Consider the following 17,243-nt stretch of genomic DNA (forward strand, 5'->3'; position numbering starts at 1 on the left):
ATGACTGACCTTGCCCCTGCCACCCCACCCACCCGGACCCGGAAGGCCTTCCGGCAGTGGACGCCCGACCTGGTGATCGGCCTTGTGCTCACGGGCGGTGTCCTGGCCGCTGTCCTTTTCGCGCATCTCCTGTTCCCGGCGGGCACAGACACGATGGATCTCACAGCGCGGTTAAGCCCTCCCACCTTCTCAGGCACGCATCCTCTTGGCACTGACCCGATCGGCCGGGACGTTCTGGCGCGGGTGGTGTACGGCGGGCGCATCTCCCTGCTGGTCGGCATCGTGTCGGTCTCACTCTCGGCCGTCATCGGCATCCTGCTCGGCCTGTTCGCGGGGTTCTACCGCGGACGGCTGGACGCGTTCCTGATGCGGCTCGCGGACATTCAGCTGGCGTTTCCATTCATTCTGCTGGCCATGACGGTGATTGCCATTCTTGGCCCCGGCCTGTGGAAACTGATTGCCGTCATGGTGGCATCCCAGTGGGCCCAGTACACCCGGCTGGTGCGCGGACAGGTCCTGGCCTTACGGGAGCGGGAGTACGTTCAAGCTGCCAACGCCCTGGGCGCCAGCAACAGCCGTCTGATCTTCCGCCATATCGTGCCCAATGCCCTTGGCCCGGTCATTGTGCTGGCCACCCTGAACATCGCCAACAACATTCTCCTGGAATCCGGGCTGACCTTCCTCGGCCTGGGGGTAGACCCGCAGGTGCCCTCGTGGGGCGGGATGCTGGCCGATGGCCGCACCTACCTGCAGAGCGCCTGGTGGGTGTCGGTGTTCCCCGGCGTGGCCATCACCCTGACGGTACTCGGGTTCAACCTGCTGGGCGACTGGCTCCGCGATCATCTCGACCCTCAAGGCAGGCACACATGACGATGTCAGGTTCCCCCGCTGAATCCCCTGCGCCGCCCGAACAGCCTGCCCACCAGCGTGGCCGCCCGGGAAGAACCGGCGTGGCGCACACCTGGGAGCAGCACTTCCCCTGGGAGGGACACCGGTTGCTCGCGCAGCTCGCCTCCCTTGACCTGGGTGCGTCGGCGCATCACGTCCTGGCGTACGTGTCCGAATCTCTGGAGAGCCGCACGGCGCTGCGGAAGCTCGTCCTGCAGCAGGGTGGTCCAGGACGCACGGCGCGGATCCGCAGCGCCTACAAAACCGCCTACTTCTGGATGACGGAAGAAGTCCAGCCGCTCTGGCGCCGGGCTCAGGCCGACCGAATCACCTTGACCTACCCGGTCCTGTCCGAGGCGCCGTTTGGCCGCTTCCTGCAAGAAGCGTACCCACTCGCGGCCGTCTTCGAACGGGCCAGGCTCAAGGCCGAGTTTCTCCCGGGGCCGACTGGTCAGCCCTACTACCACGCGACGTTGTGGCGAGGTGAGCAGGAACTCTGGTCCGGCCGCTGCTTCACACCCCTGGCCCAGCGGCAGGCCCCGGACGGACGTTCCGTGCTGAGCCCGACGGGGTGGCTCACCGTCCGGGCCGGTTCAACCGAGCTGTCTGATCAGCGGTTGCCGACCGACGGCGAGGCCTTCTGGGACTGGTATGTGGAGACGGTGCTACCGACCGTCCTTGGTCTCGCAGACCGCAGGGCCGACGGGCTCGTCTTCAAGAACCTGGCGGTCACCCTGCAACTGTCCGAACCGGACCTGGCGCTCGATGTGCTTGACGAGCGGATCAGCATGACTGAAGCGCTGACCGAAGAGGTGTACTTTGGGACCGTGGACGCCCTCAAGCGTCACGCCTCGATGCCGGCCGGCACCCGGACCCTGACGCCTGGCCGGATCGTCCCGGTGGCTCATGCGGTTTCCGGTCAGGACGGGTGGGCACGGGTCATCCTGACCGAGTGGGCCAGACCTCCTCAGGCGCACCGTGACGCCCTGGTCAGGCCACCGCCCGGGGGCACCCCCGGGACGGTCCTGCTCGACCGCCCGGCGCCCCCCAGCCGGACCTGGGCGCACGCCCGTGCCCTCGCGGACGAGCACCGTCTGGAATGGCACGTACCGGCACACAGTGTGGACGGCCGCCCTGTCCCGGTGGTCCTGCGCAAGGACGGTGACCGCCCTGGGGGCGTCCTGGTCACTGCCGGCCAGCACGCCAACGAAGCCACCGGTCCCGTGGCGGCCCTCAACTTTCTGCCCCAGCTGGTGGAGACGTCCCTGAACTTCGCGCTGCTTCCACTGGAAAACCCGGACGGGGCTTTGCTGCACCAGGCGTTGATTCAGGTGGCGCCCGACCATATGCATCACGCCGCCCGCTACACGTCACTGGGAGACGACCTGGAGTGGCGCCTGCGGCAGGGCGACCGCCGCTGGGAAGCCGGGGCACGCGCCTGGGCTCAGGATCAGGTCGGCGCCGGCCTGCACCTCAACCTGCACGGGTATCCTGCGCACGAGTGGGTCCGGCCGTACAGCGGCTACGCCCCCCACGGGTTTGAATCCTGGGCGTTGCCCGCTGGTTTCGTCACGATTGTCTGGTACTGGCCAGGCCACGCTGAAGCGGCTCGGCGCTTGGCCGAAGCGATCGCGCTCGACCTCCAGGCGGTCGCTGGGGTGGTGCAGCACACACAAGCGGCGTTGCGGGCCAGTACAGCGCACGTCCTGACGCCTCACTATGAGGTGATTGGTGGCCTTCCCTTCATTCTGACCGAGCAACCAGCGGCGCTGTGCCCCCTGACAGTCATCACGGAAGCGCCGGACGAAACCGTCTACGGTGCCCGGTTCGAATTGTGGATCCAGGCGCACCTGAGCGTTTGCAAGGCGGCGGTCACGCATTTTCAGCACGGTCTCCACGGCACGTTCAACGAGCCTGCGCCTGACGGATCAGCGCGCCCGGAATAGGCTCGAGGTCCGTCCCTGCGCCCTTCTTTGGCATCCGGGGCGCAGCGCTGCAGCCTTGAGGGGGCTCACGTGCCTTGAGTGTCCGGGCCGGCAGAGCACGCTGGAACAGTGGCGTGGCGGCCCAGTCGGGTGCCACGCCAAGAGGCTTCATTCAGAAGCAGATTGAGGTTGATCGTGAAGAACGACGTCAGTGCGCGGTCCCGCACGCCCCGGGACGGTTGGTGCCCCGTGGAACACGGTCGGTTGTGGTACCGCATTCATCCTGGTCCTGAAGCTCGTCCCGCAGTAATTGTTCTGCATGGGGGTCCGGGATGTCCCAGTGATTACCTGCACCCACTGAGTGCTCTGGCCGACATGGCGACAGTCGTCTTCTACGATCAGCTGGGGTGCGGGCGTTCGACCCGGCAGGTGGCTGAGGCGGCGCTCACGCTGAGTGGATTCGCTGCGGATCTCCAGACGTTGCTCGACCATTTGCAGATCACCTCAATTGTCCTGTTGGGTCACTCATTCGGTGCGCTTCTGGCGCTTGAACACCAGCGTCACCACCCGCACTCTGCCAGTGCGCTGGTGCTGGCCAGCCCTCTGGTGGCCACGCCTGATTGGATGAGCGACATGGCCGCGCTGATCGCCGCCCTGCCGGAGCCTTACCAGACCGACATCTGCAAACCGGCCCATGACCCGGCCTACCAGGCGGCAGAAACCTATTTTTATCGGACCCATTTCTGCAATCTTGACCCCTGGCCTCCATTGTTGCTGGCCGCCGCCGAAGAGATGGCCGTCTCTCCCGCGTATCACCTGATGTGGGGCCCTGCAGAGTTTTCCCAGACTGGGACTCTGGCCGGGGTCGACCGCTCCGGTGTGCTCGAGACGCTCCGTTGCCCCGTGCTCTTCACGTGTGGCAGCCATGACGAAGCCCGGCCTGAGACACTCAAGCGGTACGCCGACAGGGTCACCCATGGACACGTCAGCGTGCTTGACGGGGGCACGCACTGTGTGCATCTTGAGCAGACTGCAGATTTCCTGCACGTCGTCTCGGCGTTTCTCACCCGCCCTGCTGGAGATGACCTTCTTTGAATCGTCAGGTCATGGAAGCAGAGATGAATCACCGCACAGAAGAAAATCTGGGGCGTCCATGAGATCCCTTGCGGCAGTCGTGACCAGGGCTGAGCTCCCAACTGTCATCGAACACCGGGACATTCACAGCAGATGGCCGCTGAGCCGGCCCTGGCCCTCAGAACCACAAGGCGAGACAGGCGGTCAGGATCACGGCCATCAAGTTCCCCCCGGTTCTCGTTGCGCGTTTCGATGGCCTTGACATCCCTGAGACGGGTGCGGCGGGGTCGTGAGGGGGCGTCACTGTCCGCCGGGAACGTGAGCTCCTGCGCGAGGCGGCCGTCCAAACGTCGCGCGGCCGCGCATAGCACGACGGTCAGCAGCGTCAGGCGTTTGCGCCCGTCATGGTGCGCGAAGAGCGCACGGGCCGCCGCAGAGCTCCTCCGGAGAGTCAGAAGACCGCCGCCGAGGTGTGACCCCGGGAGTGCACGGGCCGGTGTGCCTTTGAACTCAGCCCTGCTTCCGCAGCGCGTAGGCTGAGGCATGGCTGACGCAATCGTATCCGTGCAGGTGCGTGCAGACCTCCTGGAGGCGCTGACGGTCCGCGCTCAGGAGCTGGCCTGCACCGTGGAAGCGCTGGTGGTCGGGGTGTTGGAAGCGTACGTGGCCACCCCGACCATGCCGGTGAAGCCCGAAGAGGTGGGCCAGGCAGTCCCGGATGACGTGGCTGCCGCGCCTGACGGGCACGCGCCGGAACCGGTGTCCGAGGAAGACGCGGAAACCATGCTGGTCGCCCTGAGCGGGTTCGTGCTGCCTGCGGACACGGTCCGGCTCACACTGGGGGACGCGCTTGTCACGCAGTTGGGGCTTCCGTCAGGGACGCTGCTGACGGTGGAGGCCGGCGCGCGTCTGGCGGCGGTGACGGGGGTGTGCGAGCGGTTGCAGGGCACGCTGACCGAAGCGGGCGTGAGGCGCTGGTGGACGCGACCGCGGCGCCGCCTGGGGGGAGGTACGCCGCTGGAGCTGCTGGGAGCAGACTGGACGCCGGAATCAGAGGCGTTCCAGCAGGTCAAAACCCTGGCGGACAGTGACGCTGGATTCGCCGCGACCTGAGGCGCCGGGAGCCCACCTGCTTCTCTGGGGCTGCTGGCGGCACGCAATGACAATCCGGGCCGTGTCCACGAGCGGCTGAGCTTCAGAAGAAGCCCTCGTGGACGCACCTCTCCTTCCGGCCGGTCCGTGCGAGGCGGGGGGTGTCCTCACGGGTCGTCCCGCGTTCACGAACCGCCAGGAGCGGTCTGAGGGCCTTTCACAGAGGGCCCATGACGGTCCACGAGGCTCGTGCTTCTCTGTGAAGGACAGGGCGACGCCGCTGGCCATCCGGCGGATGCGGGCCAGCGGGCAGGTCCCGTAGCTTCAGTGCACCCTGCCTGGAAGGCTGCTGCGGCGGTTCAGTCCCGCACATGAGATCCGTGCATGTGCGGCCCCGACCTGTGCTTCCCGTACTACCCGAAAAGGACCTCATGTCTCATCCACGATGAACCCGCGTCAGCGACACCCGGCTGTGCCTTCAGCACGCCCACGCGTTTCCTGCCTCCCTGTTCGCCAATACGCGGGTGCCTCTTGAGGCGCGTGCGGTCAACGAACTCCTGAAGGTCCTCGATATTCAACGCGCCCTTGAGGATTCTGATTTACCGGCCCGCATTGAGCGTGTGGCCGTCACGCCCGACTTTCATAAAGGTGCTGGCATCCCCGTCGGGACCGTCATGCAGACCGGCGGGTTCATCCCTCCCGCAGCGGTCGGCCACGACGTGGGCTGTGGCATGCGCCTGCACCTGACCTCACTGACCCATGATGCGCTCGAACCTCACCTGGACGCCCTGGAACACCAGCTGCGCGCCCTGTTCTTTGAAGGCCGGCGGCAGATCGCCCTGACGGGCGTCCAGCGTCAGGCGGTCCTGCTTGAAGGCGTCAGTGGCCTGCTGCAGGTGCCCGGTCAGGGTGGTCTCTGGGCCGAGTTGCGCCGTCAGGACTGGCAACGCGAACTCGACCACGGCGACCCCGCCGCGCGGCGCCAGGTGCCCCAGCTTTACGGCCTGCGCGACTGGATCGGCGCGCCGCATGACGTGACGTCCGACAGCCAGAGTGGCTCCCTGGGTGGAGGCAACCACTTCGCTGAAATTCAGGTGGTGCACCGGATTCTGGACCCGGTGGCGGCCCACCAGTGGGGACTGAAGAAAGGGATGGTGAGCGTGATGATTCACAGCGGCGCTTTGGGGGTCGGGCACTTCGCCGGCCAGATGGCGCAGCGCCTGGCGCGAGACGCGTGGAGCAAAGGCGCGCCGGCCGGTGCGTTGTGCCCCCTCGTGCACGCTGAGGCGCCGCAGGCGTTCGGAGACGCCCTGAACGTGCTGCAGACCGCGGCTCATTTCGCGGCCGTCAACCGGCTCTGGCTGGCCCTGATGGTCAAGGGCGCGCTGGAGGGGTTGACCCGTGAACTTGACTTTCCCCTGCTCTACGACGCGGCCCATACCTTCATCTGGCCCAGGGAGGACCGCTGGATTCACCGCAAGGGAGCGACCCCGGCCAGGGGCTTCGGCGACCTGCAGAACACCGCGTTCGCCTCTACCGGGGAGCCTGTCCTGGTGCCCGGGTCGATGGGTGCCAGCAGTTTCGTCCTGGCCGGCCGGGAAAACACGGAGGCGCTGTGGAGTGCCAGTCACGGTGCCGGGCGGCAACGCACCCGGGGCGGAGCCATGGACGGGGACGATCAGGCGTTCGCGCAGTTCCTTGAGGACTTCCGTGTCGTGACGCCGCTGGATTGGAAAAGGGCCCGTCAGGACATCCGGCAGCGCAAGCTCGCAGAGCTGAAAGAGGAGGCGCCCTTTGCGTACAAGGAGATCGGTCCGGTCATCGAGACCCTGAACGAGGCCGGGATGGCGCGGTCCGTGGCTGAACTCCGTCCCCTCCTGACCGTCAAGGGCTGACCGGACGTGTGTGCGTTTGCCCCGGTGCACGCCAGCTTCAGTGTGAGGAGCCGTCTGTGGGGCACCAGGGCGTAGCGGCCCTGAGGGCCCACCCTGGCGCCAACAGCCTTCGCGGTCCCCTGCTGGCCTGCTGCTGCACCCTGCCTGACCGTTTGCCGGCCGTGCGCCGGGCGGCGCAGCGGCGGGCGCTGCCGGCGGCCCGGCTGGATCTCGAGGCGAACATGGACGGCGCGTCTACCGCGGCTGGCTGCTGCCTCCTGACGTCCCCGGGTCGCTCTGCCAGGCCCTGGAGGAGCGGGGCTGGACGCTGTGGCTCGCCGGGGCCAGGCCCGAAGAGGGTATTGATCTGAGTAAGTCCGGAGCAGTTTTGTGGAGCAGTTCGCTTGATGCTCCCGCTGGCATGCAGGCGCGTGAACGGCAGGCGCTTGACCCGCCATCGGTGCATCAAGGGGGCTGAGCAGTAGGCTATTTCACCTAACCTCCGAATTCGCGCCGGTCGTGCCCTTGCTGACACCATGCCCGGGTGACCCCAGATCTCGACATCCGACCCTTCCAACTGCACGATGCGGACGTCGTGGCCCAGCTCCATACCGCAAGCGTCCTCGGGCAGTGGACCTACCGTCCGGAGCACTTCCGTGAGAGCACCGATCCAGCGCGCCGGCGCCTGGTCGCCCTGAGAGACAAGGACGTCGTTGCCACGGCGTCACTCGCGCCTTTTGGCGATAGTGCCCCCGACGCCCTCCGCCTGGATCTTGCGGGAGACCCGCAGGCATTCACTCCGCTTTACCTCGCTCTGCTGGCCGTGTGTCCTGTGGGCTACCCACAGTTGCTAGGGGTGACGCGTGAGGACTTCACCGACCTGACCTTCTTCTAGAGGGCCGGATTCCGCAACGCATGGCAGTCCTGGGGCGCGCACCTGGACCTGAGCACCTGGGATTTCGAACGGTTCCGGCCGCTGGAGAAGCGGCTATTCATCCAGGGCTATGAGGTGGAGCAGTGGCAGAACGAGGCCCCAGAGGCGTCGTGGCAGGCTCTGCATGCACTTCACCAGTTGGGTGAGCAGGACGTGCCGCGCAACCCGACCACGTCATCTACTCCGCTGGATCTGCAGGCGTTCCGCGAGGTGGTCAGGCGCGAGGAGGTGGTCTTTGTCGTCCGGCGTGGAGAGGCGCTGGTGGCGCTGACCCGGCTCACACTCCCTCGTGGCAAGGGGCTCCAGGAGGCAGGGGCGGTGTCGAATGACCTGACGACGACGCACGCTGCGCACCGGGCGAGGGGGTTGGCGACCCTGGTGAAGGCACACGCGCTCAGGTGGGCGCAGCACGAAGGGTATGTGCGGGCGGGTACGGGGGGAACGGTGCTCAACCTGCCGATGCTGCGGGTGAACACCAGGTTGGGGTACCGGACGGAGCCGATGTGGGTGACCTGGGAGCGGCGTCTGGATTGAGCGTTAGGCATTGCGGTGTGCCTGCGGGAGCAATCAAGCGAGCCACCCTTCAAAAACGCTCCGGACTTACGCTCGGATCAGTCGCCGCGCTGCTGTGCGCACTGCACTCGCAACCTTCGGGGCTCCCCCAGTGATTGTCAGGGCGGATGTAAAGCGCCGCATGCACGAGGGGCTAAAGGCGTATTGCATCCCCAGCGCGTCCGACGTGGGGGCGGCGACGCAGGTGGTGGGGACTTTCCTGCCCTGCCAGGGTGAGGGCCTTCGGGGCATCGTGGTGCTGCGCGCGTTCGGGCCGTTCGCGGCGCTCACTACACAGTGCAGGAGTAGAAGGCTGCTGACCCGGAAGAACCGGCTGTTCTTCGTTGATCGATGGGTGGGCTCGACGGGGAGGAAGGCAACTTTGCGGACGCCGCGCTGCCACCTGAGCCTCCCTGAGGAGACCGGCCAGCAGGTTGACCGCCGGCTGTTCACAATGGCGATCGCTCAGCGTGAGGGCAGCGAGTGGCGGAGCGTGAATCTCGGTGACGACCAGGTGGCCGGACCGCCGGAGCGGGCCGAGGGGTCAGGCGCTTCGGTGACGCGCTCGCGGCTCGCCGGGCCGTGACTCCGGTTCTCCCCAGGGAGGCACAGCCCCTGAGGAGGACCGCGCGGGGTTGTGGCGGCGCTTCGGGTCAGCCAGGCGGACACCTGCTGAACGTGCAGGTCGACCGCAGCGATGTTCCACGCATCGTCCTCCCTCCGGTGATACCGACTTTTGCTGGGCAGGCATGCACGCCTGAGGGTGCCGTTCATGCCCGTGCGCTTCGTCAGCCCAGAGGGGCGGGCAATCACCAGCCGGACATTGGTGCGGGGGACAGGCACCGGTGCGGTCCCCGTCCGCGGATGCATTGCCGCCCGAGCGGCCTGTGGTCGTCGCGTCAACTGGGCATGGTCCTTGAAGAAGACCGGGAAACTGAGGTCGTCAAAGGGGTCATCCACGGAGGCGTGAGGAATGACGTGGCGCCGGGGGTGCTGCACACGGACAAGCGGTGGAGCGGTGGTGATCCCTCCCCACAGGCCACGACGCCTTCTGAGGAGGGTGAATGAGGAGGACGCTTCTCGCCCTCAATCTCGTTCACCTCTGCCCATTAACCCTGTACGCTGCCCAGCGGCACTCCTTATGCTCGGTGACGTGATTCACAAGACCCGCTCCCCCTCTTTCCCGACGGCCTACCTCCACTACCTGTTCAACCGCGCGGATCCGCAGGAGGAATGGCATTTCGAGCAGTCTGGCCTCCACGGGCGTGTCGTCAATGGCTGGCGCTCGGGCCTGTCGTTGTTTGTGGGCGAGGAGTGCCTCGCCTCGACGAACCGCATGGTGGCCGTGGGAGGCCCACCTCCCCTCCTCACGGCGGAGGTGACGGACGCCAACGGCCAGCGGCGCAAGATCGAGGTCTTTGCCCGGGCGATCTTCACCGTCAAAATCAGGATCGTCGTGGATGGTCGCCCGCTCCACCGGAGGTACGTGTAGGCAGCCATGCCCAACCCCTCCATAGCACGTGGGTGGAGTCGTTCCTGAACGTTTCGGTCATTCGGGGCAAGCCGTGACCGAGCCAAACCGCAGGTTGAATGCTGGCCCTGTACCCCCAACGGGTCCACGCGGGGCTTGAAACACCCTGTCAGACACGTTGGAACAATCCGCGTCTCCTGACGTTCCATCCACACGCAACCGCTGCTTGACCGCGCTCTTTCCAGCGCGCCGGAGGTTCAACCATGACGGTGGAGTGGAAAGACAAGCCAGGGATCGCGCTCCTTGTGGACGTGCCCCACAGGCTCAGTGCCCTCATCAGCCGGGACGGAGGGGCGCCCGGGGTGTCCGGGCGAGACGATGCTCAGGCCTCCTCTCGTTTTCAGGAGGCACTCGAACGTGCCACGCCTGTGGCGTCGCGCAAAGCACGTGGTTGGATCCTTTGGGCGCTGCGGACGGCAAAGCAGTTTAGCTACGACGAGAACCGCGCCGCCGCTCAGCTCTGGTATGCCCTGCTCAGAGGCGAACATCCTGAAGTGTGGCGACACCTCAGTGCCCGGACCGTGTGGTCGGGTGTGCTGGATGGACCCGCATTCGCAGCCCTTGCCGGGCCCATCGGGACCGCCCTTGAGACCATAACGCTCACTGAGGTGCTCGGCGTTCAGCCTGATCTTCGGCCATTCCAGGAGACCATTCAGGCGCTCGTCGCAGACCAGCCCAGTCCCGACCTGGCGGCCGTCCGGCTTCAAGCCTGGCTTCAGCCCCGCCACCAGGCGTTCCGGGACCATCACCTGGCGCTGTCCCTTCTGAAGGTCGCTACCGTGCATGAGGAAGCCCGCGTCTTTCTGGGCAATCCCAACGCGCTCCTGTACACCGCCATGCTGGATGTTCTGGAGAAGCACGAGGCTGAGGTCAGGACGCTCAGGCGGTACCTGAGCGGGGAGGGGCAGGTGCGGATCTGGACGCGCAAGACTCGCGCGCTTGAAGCGCTCCTCCCGTATCTGGCGAAATTGTTTGAGGGGCAGCGGACCTATACCGAAGCGGAGGTGACGCACGTGTTGCAGCCCTGGTTGGCGGCTGGCGACGTCGCAGAAGTCCGGCGCACCCTGATTGAGTACCGCTGGCTGGCGAGAACGCCCAATGGCGCCGCGTACTGGCGGGTGGACCGGGAGGCCCGTCCCGGTGCCAGCTGGTGACGTGTGTCGTGAGGAAGTGACGCGCTGAAATCACCTCGCGACCGGGCGTGCGCCCCGCGGTCCAGGCCATGGGCCCAAAGCTTGACTGCAAGGAAGTGTCCCGCCTTCCCCTGGTTGCCCTCCTGACTCCGTTTCAACGCATAACCTGAGAAACGGCGGGGTCATCAGGCTGTCGCCGGGGCGCGCGGTGCAGGTGTGCCGCTTGAACCCAGATACGGGCCGCCCACGCATGCACCCATGCCGGGCGCCTCTGCGGGTGTCCCTCAGCGCGCGCTTGAAGGGCCGCACCGGGCACGGCTCAAGACGTCGATGCCACATGCGTCCCCCGGTGTTCAAGAGCCGCTCTCCACCGATCGGGTCTGCGCCTGTGGTGCTCAGAGCAGACATTGAGCTTCAGAAACCGCTGCCGGCAGCTGAAGGGCGGCACAAGGTGAACCCCCAGACGCTGGGCCGGGGCCATCTGTTCAGCCTGGGAATGCATTTCGGTCGCACGGTCAATTTGGCTGCACGCCGGGGGCGTAGCGGCGGCTGACGCGGGTAACGGCGGCAGGGAACGGCAGGCGGGACGCCCACCCGGCAGGGGTCACTGACCGGGGTGTGCGGGTCAGGTCCGCCTGTTCACGGTGAAGGGACATGCAGTGAGTCCGGCGGACAGCGCGTCCCGGAGAGCCTCGTGGAGGAAGGCGCGGTGGTGCAGGCCACGAGCCTGACGGGCGCGTCCCTGTGAACGTGTCCGCCGAACACGACGTCCGCCGCCAGGCAGGTGGCGTGCGCTTACCCGCTGGCATGCGGCGGCGCTGCGGGCGGTTCAGCCGGGCGATCGCCACGGCTGCTCTGCACGCGTGCGGTCAGCGCCGCTCCGGGGTCCGGCTCTGTTCCATCCTCTCCCTCCACCGGTCCAGGACGGGGTGCGCGCACCGCCAGCAGCAGCAGGGCCAGGCCTGTGACCAGAACGGCGAGGCCACTGGCGGCCCGTGCGTTGCCGTACAGGGCCGCGTCCAGCACGGCCGCCTTGGCGCCTGCCGCGGCCCCGATGCCCACGCCCATGTCCCAGAGCGGGCGGGCGCCGCCGCGGCCGACGCCGCCCCAGCGCCACGCGCCGAGGGCGACCAGCACCCCGGTGCCCAGGGCGCCGAGGCTGCCCAGCGTCGCGAGGGGGCCGTCCAGACGGGCGGCGAGGGCAAGCGGGAACCAGGCCCACACGGTGAGTGAGGCCAGGGCCAGCCCAGCAGCGATCACGGGCGCCCGCAGGATCCGGGCAGGCATGACCGGCAGGGTGGCCAGTGCGGCGCGCTGGGTCCAGCGGACCCACAGGGAACGGCCGGTCGGGGTGTGCAGGAGCCCCCACACGCCCAGCACGCTCCACGCGGCGACCGGCAGCCAGGTCAGCGGACGTGTGGACCTCACCTCTGGCCGCCCCGCGTGGGCCGGCCAGAGGTGGTTGACCACCAGGTCGGTGGAGTCGGCGCTGACCAGCAGGGCGGCTGTGGCCAGCGCCAGGCTCGAGAGCAGGGGTCCGCGGCGCAGTCCGCTGAGGTGGGTGCCGGCAGCCATGACGGCCAGCGCGAGGGCGGCGCCGGACCCGGCGCTGGCCCCAGCGACGTCCGTCATGCTGATAAGGAGCAGCGTGGTGGCGGCCCAGGCGGCATGCTGGGCGAGGGGCGCCAGTGGCGGCAATGCCGCACGAAGCGGAGCGTCTGTTTCCCCTGGAGTGGGGCTCTGGGGTCCTGGCCCACCGACCGGTGCCGGGGAGGGGTCGGCACGGGAGGCGAGGAGGGCCAGGACGCTGCCGAGCAGCGCGGCCACGAGCAGGCCCGCGCCGGCAGGGTCGCCGGTCCGGCCGTCCGTCAGGCTGGTCACGGCGCTCGCGACTGCGCCGGCCGTGGCCGTGACCTGCAACCCCGCCCGCAGGGGCGTGAAGGCGGTGCCCGGGCCTGATGCGGCGGGCCCGGGCCTCCGGGACATGACCCACAGCAGCGCGCCCGGGAGCAGCGTGGCGGCCGCGGCCTCAAGCGGCCCAGCCACACTCATCAGCGCCGCGGCCGCGCCGGTGACCAGAGACAGCAGGGCCGCCTCGGCGCGCCACCCGGCGAGGCTGACCCGCAGGGCCAGCAGCCAGCCGCCCGTCAGGGCCGCGGCGGTCAGCCACGCCACGGGGCGGGTGGGCGCTTCGCCCGCCACGGCAACGCCCACCGCAGCGAGCAGGCTCAGGCCCGTGAGTCCCGCGCCGAGCCGGACCCAGGTGCGGCTGTGAGCAGCCAGGCCCACGCTGGCCAGCGCTGCGCCGAGCCCCGCGTACGCCAGCGGGCGGGTCCGGGCGCCCAGCACCCCGGTGAGGGCGGCGCCGACCAGGGCAGTGGTCCCGGCGGTCGCTGCGCCCGCGAGGGTGCCCGCCAGGGCGGCGCTCGCCGGCCGCCCCGCGCGCGTCGCCTGCCGCTGGGTTCGCCAGGCCAGGGCGGCCAGCAGGGCAGTGACCCCGGCCAGGCTCAGCGTGGCGGCCAGCGCCTGAGGCAGGCGCTCGTAGACCCCCGGCCCCAGCGCCGCGGTGGCGCTCACGGCCGGCGCGGCGGCGCACAGGGCCGCGGCGGTGCCGAGCTCCAGGTACGGGGGGCGCCCACCCCCCTCCCGCTGGGGGAGGCGCGGGGCGCGGCGCAGAAGGTTCGCCGCGGTCGCCAGGGCCAGAACGCTGCCGGCCGCCCACACCCAGGGCCCCCGCCGGCGAGGTGCAGGTCGCGAATCAGGGTGCCCGGTCCGGCGGCATGGCTGAGGGCCGCGAGCACGTGTCCGGCCGGGAGGGCGGCGGCCGCCAGGACAGTCAGGACGAGGCTGGCCTCGCGGGTGAGGCCGGCCGGTCCGCCGTCCTCGGCGCGGCGCCGGGCGGGCAGCAGGCCGATCAGGGGCGCAACGGCCAGCGCCGGGATCAGGCCGGCAAGTCCCATGGCCAGGGGTGACCAGACCCCCAGGTCGTCGGTGAGCATCCAGGTGGCCACGGCTGCCCCGGCCGTGGCCATCGCCGCGAGCAGCGGTTCGCCCGCCTGCACGCTGCGCTGGGCCATCACCGCGGACAACGCCAGCAGACCGGCCATCACGACGGCCGGTCCGGCGTCCCCGAGCGGCTGGGCGAGGCCGCCCAGGCCCAGGGCGGCGGCGGCGTACGCGAGGCCCCGCAGGGCGCCGGCGACAGGTTGCGGCACCCCACGCGCGGTCAGCCACAGCAGTGCAGCGAACCCGTACACCGCCGCCAGCGTCGTCCAGCCGGGCAGGCCGAGCGCCCGGAGGGTCCAGGCGAGGCCGGCGATCACGAGGCCGCCGCCGATCACGCTCATTCGCGCGCGGCTGTACTCGGGCGCGCCAAGGTCGATGTCCGGCATCCACGTCCGGACACGGGCGGGCCGAGGTTGACGGCCGTCATGTCCGGCGGCGGTGGGCAGTTCCGGCGCCGCCCCGGGAAACGCGCCCTGAACCGGTGGGGTAAGCACCGGCAGATCCTCGGGCCAGACGGGCCGGGGACGTTCGGGGAGGCTGGGGGCATGGGCCGCCTGGGGCGCGGTGGGGGTTCGGGCTCCGGCCTGCGGCGGTTCTGTGGGCGCGTCGGGCCCTGTTGCGAGGCCCTGCGGCGCTGGCTGAAGGGCGGCCAGGTGCCGCAGGGCCTCGTCGAGTTTGCGCTCCAGGCGGGCCGCGCGGTGCAGCACAATGACCAGCAGCGCGCCCAGCAGCAAGTCGAAGAGCAGGGGCATGCGGGCAGCATAGTGGAGCCCCGCCGGGCGCGCCGGCTCACCTGACCAGCAGCCCACGTCCGGGAAGGCCGGGACGACCCGGCCTGGGGTGCCTCCGGGCGCATGCGGAGCACGCACCGGCGGGGAGCCTCCCAGGGGATTGCGCCGATGCTCCCCACAACGGGCCCGACCTGCCACCCCTGAACGTCTGCAAGCCCAGCGCGCGCGGAGGAACTCGCCCCTCTTCCGCCTGAGGGGAGAGAGCAGGCCACCGCCTGTGCCAGGGATGTCCGTCGGGGGAGCGCCGGGCTGAAGTCGGCGGTGTGCGCTGGCTCAAAGGTGGCCACCACGGGGCCCAGCGGGGTGGCCACCCGGTCAGTCCGGTGGAGCGGACGCTCCAGGAAAGTGCGGCTGGCGCTGCGAAGGCCGGGCCTCCTGGCGAGCTTCGCAGCTGGGCCTCCTCAGCAATCACGAGGCGCAAGCCGATACTGTGCGCCGCCGGGGTGCCGCCCTGGGGTGAGACCCCCTGCGCGGAGCCCTCCCGGTCTCGGCCCGGTCTCGTTGGGCCCTGGTGGATAACGCGCCAGGGAGGTCCAGCAGGTCCTGCCGCGGCTCAGGTGGAGCGCACCGCCGCGGACACTGCCCAGAGAGACGGGTGTGGAAGCATGGACATCGCGGCGCTGGTCGACGGCGTGGGCCGGACATTGACGGCCGCCGGGCGACTGGGCCGTCTCTCCGTCCAGGTGGCACTCACCAGGTGCGGTAGAAGGTGATCTTGATCTGGTAGGTGTTGTCTGCCGCGCGCATCGGCAGGTCCCGGTATGGGTACGAGACCGCGCCGGGGTTGTCGCGGAAGTACCGGGCGATGGCGGAGACGTTGATGTTCTCGCTCACGCTGCCGAGGAAATCGTTGCCATTGCCGATGGTCGCGTCGTAATCCGTGAAGGACGCCTCGAACTTCGCGTACTGGTCGGTGGTCATGTCGGCGTCCAGCGTGAACGGTGAGGCGCCGCGGTTGTAGATGTACCGGGAGTCTTCCGGGTAGAAGTACGCGGTGGTGCCCTTGTTCAGCTCGTAGGGGTCCTCAGTGCCGCGCCGCCAGAGCTGGGTGCCGTTCACGTGCATGGTGCCGTACACGTCGTCGTACGTGTTGTCGTCGGTGTCCTGCGCGTACACCTGCACCTTCAGGTACAGCTTCATGCTGGCGAGATTGCAGGTGGTTTCGGCGTACTCGCCAGCCCGCAGGTCGGCGGCCTTGGTGCCGTCCGCGAGGTTGATCACTGTGAAGCTGATCGGCTGGAAGGTGGTGGGGTTGGTGGTCTTCGCGAAGTAGCTGGCCAGCTGCTGCGTGCGGATCAGGGAGATCACGGCGTCTTCATCGCCGCCGACGGCGTACACGTCGAAAGTGGAGTCCGCGAGGACTTTGCTGGTGTTCACTTTCAGGCTGGCGTCCCCGCCGGCCACGGCGCCCTCGTACGCGGCTTTCAGGGCGAACTGCATTTCGGCCGCGGAGTAGTTGCTTTCCATGCTGACGAACAGGAGCCGGCCGTACGTGATGGAGTTGACCAGCACGGGCGGGTTGCCTGGACCCCACTGCCGGGTCTTCTCGAGTTCCGCCGCGCCTTCCACGCTCAGGTCACGGAACAGCCCCGCGGCGGGCACGCTGTTCAGCGCGACGTTCTCCGTGAACGCTTCCTGCATGAACACAGCCGTCACGCGGTTGCGGGCGGTGGTGGTGCTCGACTGGAACTCACCGGACACCCGGGCGGTGAGGTAATGGGCGTTCAGGCCAAGCTTCAGGGCGCTGGTCTCGAAGGATTTCTCCTCGGTGATCTTGTAGGACACCGTGGAGCCCAGAGCGGTGCCCTGCATGCCCTGCCGGATGTTGGCGAGGGCCACGTTGTACGCCGACTGGTTGGGCTGGATGGTCTGTGAGGCGAGGGCCACCGGCGCAGCGGACGTGATCTGCAGCGGCGTGCGCTTGTCTTCGGGGACGTACGCCGCCCGCAGGCCGCCGATGCCGTCTTTGAGTGACTTTGCCTGCAGCAGGGAGCCCAGCCACAGCTTGTCCTGGTCGTATCCGGACGCGGCGAACCGTTCCGGGGCGGACTGCATGCTCACCTTCCGGGTGGTGCAGGCGAGCGGATCGCCGCCTGACCCGGGGACGGCGCTGGTGCCGGCGAAGACGGGTTCCCCGTTGGTCGGGCCGGTGGGCCTGGTGAGGGGGCTGCTGCGCTGCAGGTTCCGGAAGTACGTAACGAGGTCGGCCGGGAGGATCACGCCAGGGCGCACCTGGGGCGGCTGGACGCCGGGGTTGGGCACGACCGGTACGGTGGGCACGCCCGGCCGGACCGGGTTCACCGGTTGAATGGGGACGGGTCCCTGGGCGAGGGCGGTGGAGCACAGCAGGGTGAGGGTCAGGGCGCGGCGTACGTTCATGACGGAACCTCCTGGACGTGCAGTGGGCGGGGGCCGTGGCTGGCCCGTGGCGCGTGCAGGACGG

General features: G+C 68.8%; 13 protein-coding genes. 10 read left to right on the top strand and 3 right to left on the bottom strand.

Going from position 1 to position 17,243, the window contains the following annotated elements; translation table 11 throughout:
- From LAJ19_RS16120 to LAJ19_RS16170, 10 genes are all read left to right on the top strand, one after another.
- Positions 1-870 carry an ABC transporter permease gene (locus LAJ19_RS16120; RefSeq protein ID WP_225523888.1) on the top strand — a complete coding sequence of 290 codons (870 nt, stop codon included), beginning with the start codon at positions 1-3 and terminating at the stop codon, positions 868-870.
- An 80-nt stretch (positions 871-950) separates the two neighbouring features.
- On the top strand, positions 951-2,834 hold the full coding sequence (locus LAJ19_RS21860) for a M14 family zinc carboxypeptidase (protein ID WP_285892311.1): 1,884 nt from the start codon (positions 951-953) through the stop codon (positions 2,832-2,834).
- Between the two features lie 228 nt (positions 2,835-3,062).
- A complete protein-coding gene (locus LAJ19_RS16135; RefSeq protein WP_225523995.1) occupies positions 3,063-3,908 on the top strand; it encodes a proline iminopeptidase-family hydrolase in 846 nt (281 codons plus the stop codon).
- Between the two features lie 522 nt (positions 3,909-4,430).
- Positions 4,431-5,000 (top strand): hypothetical protein, encoded by a 570-nt coding sequence (locus tag LAJ19_RS16140; RefSeq protein ID WP_225523890.1) that lies wholly within the window; start codon positions 4,431-4,433, stop codon positions 4,998-5,000.
- A gap of 503 nt (positions 5,001-5,503) precedes the next feature.
- Positions 5,504-6,874, top strand: coding sequence for an RtcB family protein (locus LAJ19_RS16145; protein WP_225523891.1), 1,371 nt, complete (start codon positions 5,504-5,506; stop codon positions 6,872-6,874).
- 523 nt (positions 6,875-7,397) lie between these two features.
- Positions 7,398-7,748 carry a GNAT family N-acetyltransferase gene (locus LAJ19_RS16150; protein WP_225523892.1) on the top strand — a complete coding sequence of 117 codons (351 nt, stop codon included), beginning with the start codon at positions 7,398-7,400 and terminating at the stop codon, positions 7,746-7,748.
- A gap of 177 nt (positions 7,749-7,925) precedes the next feature.
- Positions 7,926-8,321: a GNAT family N-acetyltransferase gene (locus LAJ19_RS16155; protein WP_225523893.1), complete on the top strand. Its 396-nt coding sequence runs from the start codon at positions 7,926-7,928 to the stop codon at positions 8,319-8,321.
- A 130-nt stretch (positions 8,322-8,451) separates the two neighbouring features.
- On the top strand, positions 8,452-8,925 hold the full coding sequence (locus LAJ19_RS16160) for an ATP-grasp domain-containing protein (protein WP_349774853.1): 474 nt from the start codon (positions 8,452-8,454) through the stop codon (positions 8,923-8,925).
- A gap of 567 nt (positions 8,926-9,492) precedes the next feature.
- Complete coding sequence (locus LAJ19_RS16165) at positions 9,493-9,831, top strand: hypothetical protein (protein ID WP_225523895.1); 339 nt, start codon at positions 9,493-9,495, stop codon at positions 9,829-9,831.
- A 647-nt stretch (positions 9,832-10,478) separates the two neighbouring features.
- Complete coding sequence (locus LAJ19_RS16170) at positions 10,479-11,024, top strand: DUF2087 domain-containing protein (RefSeq protein ID WP_225523896.1); 546 nt, start codon at positions 10,479-10,481, stop codon at positions 11,022-11,024.
- Positions 11,025-11,518: 494 nt separating this feature from the next.
- On the opposite strand, the gene LAJ19_RS16175 is transcribed toward LAJ19_RS16170, so the two are convergent.
- The 3 genes from LAJ19_RS16175 to LAJ19_RS16185 all read right to left on the bottom strand — a co-directional run bounded on the left by LAJ19_RS16175 (position 11,519) and on the right by LAJ19_RS16185 (position 17,179).
- Positions 11,519-11,659 (bottom strand): hypothetical protein, encoded by a 141-nt coding sequence (locus tag LAJ19_RS16175; protein ID WP_225523897.1) that lies wholly within the window; start codon positions 11,657-11,659, stop codon positions 11,519-11,521.
- A gap of 139 nt (positions 11,660-11,798) precedes the next feature.
- Complete coding sequence (locus tag LAJ19_RS16180; RefSeq protein ID WP_225523898.1) at positions 11,799-13,727, bottom strand: hypothetical protein; 1,929 nt, start codon at positions 13,725-13,727, stop codon at positions 11,799-11,801.
- Positions 13,728-15,490: 1,763 nt separating this feature from the next.
- Positions 15,491-17,179 (bottom strand): thiol-activated cytolysin family protein, encoded by a 1,689-nt coding sequence (locus LAJ19_RS16185; protein WP_225523899.1) that lies wholly within the window; start codon positions 17,177-17,179, stop codon positions 15,491-15,493.
- Positions 17,180-17,243 lie beyond the last annotated feature (64 nt).

Origin of the sequence: Deinococcus taeanensis (assembly GCF_020229735.1) — a bacterium.
Classification (GTDB): domain Bacteria; phylum Deinococcota; class Deinococci; order Deinococcales; family Deinococcaceae; genus Deinococcus; species Deinococcus taeanensis.

Coding starts and splice junctions, on each gene's coding strand:
- LAJ19_RS16120 (WP_225523888.1), top strand. CDS start 1: ATGACTGACCTTGCCCCTGCCACCCCACCCACCCGGACCCGGAAGGCC.
- LAJ19_RS16175 (WP_225523897.1), bottom strand. CDS start 11,659: ATGTCCCTTCACCGTGAACAGGCGGACCTGACCCGCACACCCCGGTCA.
- LAJ19_RS16140 (WP_225523890.1), top strand. CDS start 4,431: ATGGCTGACGCAATCGTATCCGTGCAGGTGCGTGCAGACCTCCTGGAG.
- LAJ19_RS16185 (WP_225523899.1), bottom strand. CDS start 17,179: ATGAACGTACGCCGCGCCCTGACCCTCACCCTGCTGTGCTCCACCGCC.